General features: G+C 36.1%; 12 protein-coding genes, 1 tRNA gene and 3 pseudogenes. 15 read left to right on the plus strand and 1 reads right to left on the minus strand.

The window, feature by feature from the left end; translation table 11 throughout:
* The 8 genes and pseudogenes from PVV68_RS08620 to PVV68_RS08655 form a co-directional block, all read left to right on the plus strand.
* Positions 1 to 291 (plus strand): annotated as a pseudogene (locus tag PVV68_RS08620) (hypothetical protein); the annotation flags it as partial.
* Entirely contained in the window at positions 288 to 701 is a 414-nt protein-coding gene (locus PVV68_RS08625) for a hypothetical protein (RefSeq protein WP_273782909.1), read from the plus strand. The pseudogene PVV68_RS08620 and the gene PVV68_RS08625, both read left to right, overlap by 4 nt.
* Complete coding sequence (locus PVV68_RS08630; RefSeq protein WP_273782910.1) at positions 689 to 1,471, plus strand: hypothetical protein; 783 nt, start codon at positions 689 to 691, stop codon at positions 1,469 to 1,471. Before PVV68_RS08625 ends, PVV68_RS08630 begins: the two co-directional genes overlap by 13 nt.
* Positions 1,468 to 1,869, plus strand: a complete 402-nt coding sequence (locus tag PVV68_RS08635) for a hypothetical protein (protein ID WP_273721828.1) — start codon at positions 1,468 to 1,470, stop codon at positions 1,867 to 1,869. The genes PVV68_RS08630 and PVV68_RS08635 overlap by 4 nt, the downstream gene beginning before the upstream one ends.
* A 141-nt stretch (positions 1,870 to 2,010) precedes the next feature.
* Positions 2,011 to 2,415: a hypothetical protein gene (locus PVV68_RS08640; protein WP_273721830.1), complete on the plus strand. Its 405-nt coding sequence runs from the start codon at positions 2,011 to 2,013 to the stop codon at positions 2,413 to 2,415.
* A pseudogene (locus tag PVV68_RS08645) lies at positions 2,409 to 4,154 on the plus strand (hemagglutinin repeat-containing protein); the annotation flags it as partial. The gene PVV68_RS08640 and the pseudogene PVV68_RS08645, both read left to right, overlap by 7 nt.
* Positions 4,155 to 4,264: 110 nt before the next feature.
* A pseudogene (locus tag PVV68_RS08650) lies at positions 4,265 to 4,567 on the plus strand (YqaJ viral recombinase family protein); the annotation flags it as partial.
* A gap of 72 nt (positions 4,568 to 4,639) precedes the next feature.
* Positions 4,640 to 4,843 carry an AlpA family transcriptional regulator gene (locus PVV68_RS08655; RefSeq protein WP_273721450.1) on the plus strand — a complete coding sequence of 68 codons (204 nt, stop codon included), beginning with the start codon at positions 4,640 to 4,642 and terminating at the stop codon, positions 4,841 to 4,843.
* 100 nt (positions 4,844 to 4,943) lie between these two features.
* Here the strand turns inward: PVV68_RS08655 and PVV68_RS08660 are convergent.
* Positions 4,944 to 5,019: transfer RNA gene (locus PVV68_RS08660), tRNA-Thr, on the minus strand.
* A 246-nt stretch (positions 5,020 to 5,265) separates the two neighbouring features.
* Here PVV68_RS08660 and PVV68_RS08665 point away from each other — a divergent pair.
* The 7 genes from PVV68_RS08665 (at position 5,266) to PVV68_RS08700 (ending at position 11,235) form a co-directional block, all read left to right on the plus strand.
* Entirely contained in the window at positions 5,266 to 5,478 is a 213-nt protein-coding gene (locus PVV68_RS08665) for a hypothetical protein (RefSeq protein WP_273721218.1), read from the plus strand.
* A gap of 5 nt (positions 5,479 to 5,483) precedes the next feature.
* The gene (locus tag PVV68_RS08670) at positions 5,484 to 5,690 is read left to right on the plus strand and encodes a SlyX family protein (RefSeq protein ID WP_273721217.1); all 207 of its coding nucleotides are present in this window, start codon (positions 5,484 to 5,486) and stop codon (positions 5,688 to 5,690) included.
* A gap of 1,401 nt (positions 5,691 to 7,091) precedes the next feature.
* The gene (locus PVV68_RS08680) at positions 7,092 to 8,462 is read left to right on the plus strand and encodes an amino acid permease (protein ID WP_275064951.1); all 1,371 of its coding nucleotides are present in this window, start codon (positions 7,092 to 7,094) and stop codon (positions 8,460 to 8,462) included.
* Between the two features lie 41 nt (positions 8,463 to 8,503).
* The gene (locus PVV68_RS08685) at positions 8,504 to 9,184 is read left to right on the plus strand and encodes an energy-coupling factor ABC transporter ATP-binding protein (protein ID WP_273721211.1); all 681 of its coding nucleotides are present in this window, start codon (positions 8,504 to 8,506) and stop codon (positions 9,182 to 9,184) included.
* Positions 9,181 to 9,819, plus strand: a complete 639-nt coding sequence (locus PVV68_RS08690; RefSeq protein WP_273721209.1) for an energy-coupling factor transporter transmembrane protein EcfT — start codon at positions 9,181 to 9,183, stop codon at positions 9,817 to 9,819. The genes PVV68_RS08685 and PVV68_RS08690 overlap by 4 nt, the downstream gene beginning before the upstream one ends.
* 14 nt (positions 9,820 to 9,833) lie before the next feature.
* Entirely contained in the window at positions 9,834 to 10,388 is a 555-nt protein-coding gene (locus PVV68_RS08695) for a biotin transporter BioY (RefSeq protein ID WP_273721207.1), read from the plus strand.
* Between the two features lie 292 nt (positions 10,389 to 10,680).
* Positions 10,681 to 11,235 carry a biotin transporter BioY gene (locus tag PVV68_RS08700; protein ID WP_273721205.1) on the plus strand — a complete coding sequence of 185 codons (555 nt, stop codon included), beginning with the start codon at positions 10,681 to 10,683 and terminating at the stop codon, positions 11,233 to 11,235.
* The last annotated feature ends 339 nt before the right edge of the window (positions 11,236 to 11,574 follow it).

The following is an 11,574-nucleotide window of genomic DNA, read 5'->3' on the forward strand; positions in this document are numbered from 1 at the left end:
TATTTACAAAACCATTTTTTTGATCCCATTGGTACAGGAATTGGTCATAATCTACCGACAGCTTATAAGGTACCCTTGAAGCTCCCCTATGTATTATTTCCACCAGCAATTGCAATAAAAGAGCAAGTGAGTGCGCTACGTGGCCATAACCCTACTACCACCCATAAGTGCTATGGTGATGCGAGTGATGCGTGTAAACATGATTATGGAACACTTCATAATGTAAAAATTTATGCACCTCATGCGATTTTAGATAATTTAGGTTTAGGTTATTTATGGAGAAAAAAATGAAGAGATTGTTTAAATTATTGAGTGGGCTTATTTTGTTAAGTATAGCTGGATGTGACATATCAAATATTGACAAACCTTCTCCAGCATACGTGAGTATGTGGGAGAAGCCTGGTGCAGATTTTACCGAGGTAGGAAAAGCCCTTTTAGAATGTGGCATGCCGAGCCTTATCGATCCTGATAGAGAAAATAGAGAGAGAAGCAACAATGCAAGAGCAACAACTTATGCTTGTATGATTCAATCAGGATTCCGCTATAAAGATGAACATGTGGGTGGGTGGTGTTATACATTTAAAGAAGAAAACCTCCCCATTTGTCGTCCAGGTGCTGTTATTCCCAAGCGCAGTGTTGAGAAGCGCTTAAACAGCCCTTATTGTAAAAGGTATAAAAATGCGGATGAATGCCAACCTTAAGTCTTGCTTGTGATGGAAACAATCCCCACAGCCATGTGTCCTCTTGCCTGTGCGGGATTGTTCCTTTCATTTCATTAACACCAGAGCAAGAGAAGCATTTACAAAAAGGCTCTGATGGTGCTGTTTATATGTTTTACAATGGCATTTTTAATTCCCCCGATGAAGCAGCCCGTAATGCTGTCCAAATGGCTGATAACAAGAATGATCCACACTATTTTCTGATGTTTTCCCATAGCGATTCGCTCTTGGTAGAGGGTTTTATTGCAGGGTATCAGTATGTTCTAGAAGGTGATTTTGGTAGTCTGACCAATTCGACCAAGAAGTTTCAGAATCTGTTGTATAGCCTTGGCAATGACGGATTACATATTGATGGGCATAGTCGTGGCAGTATGACTGCGGGCAATGGATCGTATAATTTAGCAAAGCATGGTGTTCACGGTATAGCAAAGGAAACAACGATTAATTTCTTTGGACCAGCTTTTAATACTCAAAACATGGCAGATATATTATACTTAAGTGATGGAAAGCAGGATTATGTCAATTTGGAAAATCATAAATATGATTTTGTTGGTGTCAAGATTGGCAAAAATCCTTATACCTTTGAACAAGTCCCCTCTGGAAGTGGTCCCTGGAAAGAGAGATTTCAAATGTTTAAGGGCTACCCCAGTGTCCATGCTTGTTATGGACATCCAAGTGATGCTTGTACAAAGTTCTATGGTTTACCTAATCGTACGCCAATTTATTCAAAATATTCAGGGAGGAAAAAATGAAACAAATCTTGAAATTATTGATGGGCATAGCTCTGTTAAGTATAGCTGGATGTGAGTATAAAGCTGAGGTTCCCTTATCAGCTTGGGAATTATGGGATAAGCCTGGTGCAAATACAATTGATATAGGGAAAGCGCTGTTAGAATGTGGCATGCCAACACCTTATAATCATGATGAATACAACAGAAAGTTAGACGGAAATGCGAACGCATTAATTGAAGCTTGCATGATTCAAGCAGGTTTTAGATATAAATCCGGATATTTGAGTTCGTGTGAGTTTTTTGATGCTCGTTTTCCGATTTGTCATTCAGGTGCTGTCATTCCTCAAAGAAGTGTTAAGAAACGCCTGAACAGCCCCCATTGTAAAAGAAATAGAAACAAGCCTGAATGTCTACCGTAGTTTTTTTTATCTTTTGCATAAGTGTATGGGCCAATTGTATCGGCACTCAACATGTTTCAAATTGGTATGGACAGAGGAATATAAAACATCAACAAACTTATAAGCAATCTTATCGTAAAAAATCATTGAAGGAGAGAAAAAATGAAAGCAACTTTAAAGTTATTGAATGGATTGGCTTTGCTTATTATAGCTGGATGTTTTCCAGGTCCTTACCATGCTGTGGATGTATTAGAGAAGCTCGGAGAAGATAAGATTGAGATTAAAAAAGCACTATTAGAATGTGGAATGCTGAATCCTCATGATTATTATATGATGGATTATAGAGAGTTAAGTATAAATGCGAATACATCTATTTATGCATGCCTAACCCAAGCAGGTTTTCATAGTAAATTAGGATGGGAGTGGAGAGATCGGTGTAGAAATTATAATGCCGAAGATCTTCCGATTTGTGTGCCAGGCGCTGTCATCCCACAGCGAAGTGTCAAGAAGCGTTTAAATAGCGCTTATTGTCAAAAATATAAAAATAAACCAGAATGCCAACCCTAACAACGCACAATCATGCGCATAGTGCTTCTATGAATGTTGGATATACCTATGGCTCGAGTGGTTCTGGATGGATGGAAAATGCTTCCTTTAGTAAAGGAAATGGCTCCAGTGAGGAAGTACACCACAAGAACAGCCATGTTGTGGGCATGGGCACTATTCAGACCAACAGTGGGGATAACACTACCTTGGCTGGTGCGGTGTTTTCTACAAACCGTGTAGAGATGGGTGTTGGTGGTGATTTCACTATTACCAGCCGCAGTGATACGGGACAAACCACTAGCAAGCAAAACTTTGTGTCTGTTGGCTATAATGGTGGAAAACAGGATGGAGCAGCCTCAACCCATGTTTCCTTTAATAAGGATAAATTCTCTAGTGATTATCATAGTGTTGTGAAACAATCAAGCATCAAAGCGGGGGATGGCGGTTATGATATCAACGTTAAAGATAAAACAACCATGATCGGAGGCATCATTGCCAGCAGCGCACCAGCAGATAAAAACAAACTGACCACTAGAACCATTACGACGAGTGATATTGCCAACAGTGCTGAAGCGACAGCCAGCAGCCAAGGTTTAAGCATTTCTGCGGGTGGTCCGATGGATCAAGGCAAATATGGCGTTGCAAAAAACATTGCTAAAAATATCTTAGATCATGCAAAAGTCCATGATGAAGAGGAAGGTTACACCAAATCCGCCATCAGTGATGGTACCATTGTGATCACCAATGAAGACGGGCCAAAAGTGTTGACGGGGCAAAATGGGGAACAAACAATCGCTTCCCTTAATCGTGATACTGCGACAGCTCATAAGGGTGTCTCACGCATCGATGTAGGCAAGCTGGAACAAATCGTCCATGAAAACCGTGAAATGGCCACGCAATTGCTGGAGGAAGGGTTTAAATACAGCGATGAGTCCTACAAAACCATGTTTCTTAAAGAACATCCTCTCGCTGTGGTTGACCGTGATAAAGACGGAAATATAATCTATGAAACAGATGCAAATGGGGTACCTATAAGAGACGCTCGCGGACAAAAAATTCCTAAGTTTCATTATTTAACGGAAGAAGAAAAGCAGCATTTGCAGGAGGGGGCTGATGGCAAGGTGCATGTGTCCCTCAATGGCATCTTTACACCACCAGAGGAGGCTGCTGTTTATGCAGAGCAACATGCAAAGGATAAAAATAATCCGCTTTATTTTGTTGTGTTCCCAGAAGCCGATTCTGCCATCTCAGAACTTCTGGTAGCAGGTTATCAGAAGTTTATGGAAAATAACTTTTGGGGATTGACCAATTCCACACAAGAAGCAAAAGATCTGATGTATAATTATGGGCTTACAGGGTTAGAACTTTACGGTCATAGCCGTGGGACCATGACATTGGGGAATATGCTGAATTCTTTCAAACAACAAGGTGTGCATGGTATAGCGAATGAAAACACGGATATCAATTTCTATGGACCCGCCTTTAATGTTTTGTCTGCAGCCGGTCTTATAAGTTATGTGAGTGATGGCCAACAAACCACTGTAGGCTTTGATGGGCATAAATATGACTTTGTTAGCAGAATTATTGGCGGCAATGATTATACTTACGAGACAGCACCTGCTGGTAGTAACATGTTTAAAGAAACATGGAATATGTTCTCAGATCTCATAAATCCCCATACTTGCCTTGGAGATGCGAGCCAAGCATGTCGGTATGTTTTTATGGTTCATCAATCGAGTACAAGCCCCTTTAAGGAGTAAAAAATGAAACAAAGCTTAAAATTATTGAGTATAATAGCTCTGTTAAGTATCGCTGGATGTCAGTTTAATAAAACTCCTACTTAGTATAAAACCTACTGTCAAAATACAGCGAGGAAGGTTTAGTTGAGGTCAAATGTCCACAATCAATACACCATCTACGCTTCTTTATAGATGGCAATATCAAGCCTGAATATATCGCACAAATGCAATTCTAAATGGCTTGTACGGGACGTAAATGGTGTCATTTCATGAGCTATAATCCGCATTTTGTAAGTATATCATCTCACTTGCGCATGAAAATCAAACGCGTGGATCGTGATGAGGAACAAATTAAAAAAATGAATCAAGCGGTCGAGATATTTTTGGAGGAAATAGAGCGAGATCTGAAGCAGATCTTAACAAAAGCCGCTTGACGTTATGGGGGAGCTCTCTCTTCTCAGCATCCCCACCCATTTACATAACATAAAAAATAGAAAGGTAATGAGATGATATTTGATGATGGTGATAGATATGTAACAACCCGTGAATGTGCGCAGCTTTTTAGTGTATCCACAACAACGATTCGCAATTGGGTGCTTCAAGGTGTATTTCCAAAGCCATACAAGCTAGGGAGAGCAGTGAGGTGGAGAAAGAAAGAGATCTTAGCCTTTACTCCAGAGAAAAATAAGGAACAAATAACAACAAATTAGATAAAATTGTATAAACTGTAATAGGTGGACTAAAAGGTGGTCTAAAAATCGTTATTTAAAGAAAAAAATCTATATATTTCAATGTGTTAATAACACAAAATGGTGCCGCATGCCGGATTCGAACCAGCGACCCCATCATTACGAATGATGTGCTCTACCAACTGAGCTAATGCGGCATGAACTTGTACATTAAATTAAATAAAACATCAGCTCGAGGGTAATAGCCAAAACTATAAACAAAAGCAAGAGTGCATTTTTTCAATAATTTATAAGATGTTGTTATTATTGAGATCACGAGAGAGTACGAAGGTTAAGACCAGAACAGTATTTTTGATCTTGATAGCATAAAGTACATTTTAAATGATATCCTATTCAAACTTAGAAATAAATATGAAAAGAGCTTTTCCGAGGTGGAAAGTGATATGAAGAATGTCCTCATAAAGATATTTACTGCTTTTGTGGAAAAGGAGAAATTTATTGGGAAACTGATTGGAAGGGAGATGAAAAATATCATTAACTTTTATGCTGTGAAAATAAGATCAGTGGAATTGGTAGAAAAGGTACTTCTCATTCTTATAGAAATAGGGATAAAAGGAGTAGTTTATGAAAGACAGCTTTTATTTAAGATGGAGTAAGAACTATGGCAGATGAAGATCGATTGGTAGAATTAGAAATGAAATTAGCTTATCAAGAAAAATTCATTGATGAGCTTTCTAGTATTGTAACGGATCAATGGAAAAGTTTAAATGAGATATCTAAAAAATTAGATGTGTTAACGAAACGATTTTCAGATTTAGAAGAACGGGGTGTATTTGAAGCTGTTATCTTGCCATTTCCTCGTCAATAAGGACTTATATTTATCTTAAAGCGTTCATTTTTTATAATCCATCTTGTTAGATATGTAAGTGCTTTTTATAAGCTTTATAATTTTCTCACTATTTTAAGAAATTTCAATTTTATAAAGAATAGTGAGAGTATTGAGAGGTATTTTCTCTATACGGTCTATGCTGCTAAAAACAAAAAATTTTTGGAGGGGACAGATGAGCGATCGTAGGCAGTTTTTACGAGCTGCTGAAAGGTTGAAAGAGGTAACTCATCGCTTTTGATTAATACAAATTAAGGTGACACTACTGCTATTTAAGAGAAATCATTAAGTTACAAGAAATTGATTTATAACGATAATAGAGGGTTATTGATATTAAATTAAGCTCCAAATATCGTAAGATTCTCTCATTTAAAATTTCTTCCATGTTGAATCAATAAAAATCACTTTCTTGCGTATCAAAAGTAGGTCTGGCGTGCGGGTAAAATTGTATAAGAAATAGGATTAAAGATGCCATTTATGAACTGTTCTAGGTGCTAAGGGCTGTCGCAATATTGAGAGCTGGCAAATAGTATGATGATGTCGGCTTTGCTCGTTCATAAGTGTAAAGATGATAGTGCTCAATGGCCTTGGGAGTGTCGCGAAATATCTCTTTAAACGAGCTCGTGAATATATAACTCAATGGCGTTGTGTTTTACGTGAGGGATATGCCCCGATTAAGTGAATGCACATGTTTATAATAAGGCATTTATAACCTATTTCTATTTTCAAAATAGTCCTTATTTGACAGAATGAAGTCTTTTCAAAGTATACTGATTGCGTATGACACAATAGATTTTAGAAGAATCTTTTTCATATTAACATCAAATATATTTCGCTTTTAAGTGTACAATATTTTGTGAAAAGGTTTTGGTTTTTCGTGATTCAGGATACAAAGTGCTATTGCGAAAGTACCAAAGATAGACCATACTGGTAAATAAGTGAGAGTAATACAAACTGAGGACAGGAAAGTTGGTATGGTCTTACTGATAGACTGGTTAAGTTCATAGATATCTGTTTGCAGAAGATTTGCTAATATTTTATTTAAGGGAGTGATCGTCCAATGTGATGAGCTCATGGAGTTTACGCTATCAATGACAAATACTACAATTGTTAGTGTAACGAAAATGAAAGCCATGAATTTAAGTAAAGGGCGAAGCATGTTTTTTCCTACAACTTTAATGGAACAATCGTGTAATGCACAAAAAAACAAGAAGTTGCATTATGATGAGGAAGTGAAATTATACTTTCTTTTAGGAAAAAGATTAAAGATATTTTTAGCTTCTTGTATAAAGGTTAAAATCAATATCAAGGGGAAAGGGAGGAATAGTGTGTAACGATGCGAATAGTGAATTGAAGCGCAATCTGCAAAATCGTCACATTCAAATGATTGCTTTGGGTGGTGTTATTGGGACAGGGCTTTTTTATGGATCAACAGAGGCAATACAGTTAGCGGGGCCCTCAGCCATTGTAGCTTATCTTATTGGGGGGCTTGTTATATATTTTATTATGCGCATGCTTGGTGAAATGTCAGTAGAAGAACCAACATCGGGGGCTTTTAGTTTCTTTGCTTATAAATATTGGGGGAGGTTAGCTGGTTTCATAACAGGTTGGAATTATTGGTTTCTTTATATTCTTGTAAGCATGACTGAGCTTACAGTGATCGGGTTTTACCTCGATCATTGGATTTTGATTGATCATTGGAAGTCATCCTTCATTGTTCTTTTGTTCGTAACATTAGTGAATTTATTGAATGTTCGTTTTTATGGAGAATTTGAATTTGGTTGTGCTTTGATCAAAATTTCTGCTGTTATTGGGATGATTATTTTGGGGCTTTTTCTCATTGTCACTGGAATAGGTGAAAATCAAGCAAGAGTTCATTATCTTTGGGATCATGGCGGTTTTTTTTCTTATGGAGCGATAGGGGTTGTTTTAGCGATTTCTGTAGTAATGTTTTCTTTTGGAGGGACAGAGCTTATTGGTATTGCAGCTGGAGAGGCATCCAATCCACAAAAAACAATTCCAGCAGCTATTCGTCAAGTTATGTGGAGGATTATAATTTTTTATATTGGTTCTATCAGCGTTATTATGATTATCAGTCCGTGGAATATGATTGGAAAAAACGGTAGTCCTTTTGTTACAATTTTTGAAATTGTAGGAATTCCTGCGGCTGGTCATATTTTAAATTTTGTGGTCATTATGGCTGCTATTTCTGTTTACAATAGTGGTATTTATTCTAATGGCCGTATGCTTTATAGCTTAGCTATACAAAAGAATGCACCAGATATTTTCAGTAAATTAAGTACTGCTCGTGTTCCTTATATTGCGATCCTGTTTTCGTCGTTCTGTACGGCGATAATCGTTGTTGTTAATGCTCTTGTCCCTGATAATAGTTTTATGCGGATTATGGCTCTTGCGACTGCAGCTGCGGTTATTACTTGGGCTATTATTATTGTTGTTCATTTAAAATTTCGAAAGGCACATAAGAACAGAAAAGAGAATTTTATTTATGCATTTGGTTTTTATCCATATGCAAACTATTTTTGTCTTTGCTTTCTTGCTTTATTGTTTTGTATTATGTTTGTTAGTGGCTTTGGGAAAAATGGGTTAATGGCTCGACTTTTTGATATGATGGGAATAAGACTATCTTCTCTTGAAACATATATCCCTGTACAGATGCCTGATATGAGTTTGGCAGTTATTATTATTCCGATATGGTGTTTGTTTTTATTTTTAGGCTATAAACTTAAGCGTTAACGGTAGAATAGGTAATATAAAGGGATTGATTGGAATAAATCTTGGGGATTATAAAGTTTGATAAGGTGACACAAGTCTTTGGTGATTTGTGTGTTTTAAGGGGTATTTCTGTAGAGCTTACCGAAAGACGAATAGCCGTTATTGGTGCGAATGGTTCTGGAAAAAGTACATTTGTTCGTCTTATCAATGGGTTACAATTACCGTCGCATGGTTCTGTAAGCGTTGATGGGCTTGATACAAAGTGCGATGCAAAGGCGGTAAAGCGTAAAGTAGGATTTGTTTTTCAAAATCCTGATAATCAAATTGTTTTACCATTAGTGGAAGAAGATTTATCTTTTGGTCTCAAAAATCTAAAACTGAGTAAAGATGAAATTAAAAAGCGTATAGATGAAATTTTACAGCGCTATGATCTTCAAGCTTTTAGAGATCACCCAGTTCATTTATTAAGCGGTGGACAAAAACAACTTGTTGCCATTTCCAGTGTAGTAGCAATGAAACCAGACTATATTGTTTTTGATGAGCCAACAACATTACTTGATTTGCGAAATAAGCGCCGTGTTACACAGGTTATAGAAGAGTTATCACAAACAGCGATTGTTGTATCACATGACTTGGAATTTCTCAAAAAATTTGATAGAGTACTTGTTTTTGAGAGAGGGGAGATAGCAATTGATGATGTACCTTTTATTGCTATCAAGGAGTATATAAGAAGAATGTCATGATCGGTTTATATATTCCAAGGGGTACCTTTATTCATAGGCTTAGTCCGTGGGTTAAATTATTATTTCTTACGGTGTGTGGAACCACTATAATAATGGTTTCATCCACACCGCTTCTTGGGCTATTTTTATTACTTGTAGTCTTATTCTATAGAGTTGCCAAGATCCCTTTGGGTACTGTGATAAAGCAGTTTAAATCGATAGGATTACTTTTAGTTCTTCTCTTTGCATTTCAGACTTTTTTTAGTAGTCTGCTTACAGGGGTCGAGGTCATATTACGCCTTATTATTCTTTTTTCTTTATCATCACTTATTTCATTTACAACAAAAGTTTCAGATATGGTGGCTTCAATTGAAGCAGGGCTTCAGCCATTTCGGTATTTTGGTATAAATCCATCAAAAGTAAGTATGGTTATCTCTATGGCTATCCGCTTTATTCCTCTTTTGAGGGAAAAGTTTAATGAAGTGCGTGAAGCACAGCAAGCACGTGGACTGAATACGAATATTGTCGCTCTTGCAATACCTTTAATTATACGAACCATAAGAATGGCTTCAGAAGTAGCGGAAGCATTGGAAGCGCGTTCTTATGATACTGATACTATTGATAAAGTATCTAATAATAATCAAAGCTTTTCATAATGAAAGGGTAATAAATGAATACAAAAGACTTAGCTTATATTGCTTTATTTGCTGCTATTTATGCTGTTTTAGGCCTTTTTCCCCCTATTTATCTTCCTTTTTTTCTTGGGGTTCCTATTACAGCTCAGTCGATGGGACCAATGTTAGCAGGATCTATACTTGGAGCAAAAAGGGGGGCTTTAGCGTCGCTTCTTTTTCTTGTCCTTGTTGCAATTGGATTGCCTCTATTGCCTGGTGGTCGTGGTGGAATCAGTGTCTTTGCAGGAATTGCTAGTGGTTATCTGATAGGTTTTCCATTTGCTGCTTTTTGTATTGGTTTAATGGTTGAATTGTTTTGGCAACGGTTAAATCTTATAACATTATTTGTGATAAATGCTGTAGGTGGTATAGGAGTTGTCTATGCTTTTGGTGTTCCATGGACAGCATATATGACTAAGATCTCTCTACTAAAGGCTTTAATAGCGTCATCCGGTTTTTTGATAGGAGATAGTTTAAAAGTATTGATTGCATCCTTTGTTGCACTTGCAATTAAAAAATCTGTTCCTCTCATTTATAAAAGGAAAGAGTAGTTTTTATTTTGGATATATTTAAAATATAGGAAAGATTATTGGTAATATATAATATTATATAAGTAATGATAGTCTTATTGTATAATAAAATTTGTTTATAATATTTTATTAATGCATCAAAAAAACATTTATTTTTTGATTTTTATTATATCATATAATTTATATTATTAATTATATTTAAATTATCTTGAGATATTTCTCATGCTGTAAAAATATATTCTTAACTCAGGATGTTATTGTTGATCATTGATAACAATAACTAAAGATTATTTCATAATGAAGGAATGATTTAGTGAATACAAAAGATCTAACCTATATTGCTCTATTTGCTGCTATTTATGCTGTTTTAAGTCTTTTTCCACCTATTCATCTGCCTTTTTTGCTGGGGGTACCTATTACAGCGCAGTCTATGGCTCCGATGTTAGCAGGATCTATACTTGGGGCAAAAAGAGGAGCTCTAGCATCGCTTCTTTTCCTTGTTCTTATTGCAATTGGATTACCTCTATTGCCAGGAGGGCGTGGTGGAATCAGTGTGTTTTTAGGTGTCACCAGTGGCTATTTAATCAGTTTTCCATTTGCGGCATTTTTTATTGGCTTTATGGTTGAGTTATTTTGGAAACGGTTAAACTTTATAATATTATTTTTGATAAATATGGTGGGTGGTATTGGAATTGTCTATTCTTTTGGAATACCGTGGGTGGCTTATATGACACAGGCTTCTTTGCTAACAGTTTTAATAAGTTCATTAGGTTTCTTAATTGGTGCTTTTATAAAAGTGCTGATTGCGTCTTTCGTTGCGCTTGCGATTAAAAAATCGGTTCCTCTCATTGCCTCAAAGGAAAAGTAGTAGCTCTATTTTAAATTGAGATATTGTACCGCAGTTCATATGAAAACAAAAAGGAAAAATATGATAAAGACCTTTTCTCTTATTCTCGTGTGTTGTAATAAAAGGATAATATAATAGAGGGAAATGGTGTTATTGTACAAGTTCTTAAGGTCTTATCTAAAAAGAAGTGCATATAGAATATGCAATAGATTATTATTTAAGAAATATAAAAATTACAAAAAAATTATAACTACCATAGGCTATTTTTATTTATTTGAAATTAAATTACTTTAAAAATCAAATGTTTTATTGAACACAAATTTTGAAGATTTTTATTATTATAAAAGTAAGTTATTATAT

This window comes from Bartonella sp. ML69XJBT, assembly GCF_028618515.1.
Classification (GTDB): Bacteria; Pseudomonadota; Alphaproteobacteria; order Rhizobiales; family Rhizobiaceae; genus Bartonella.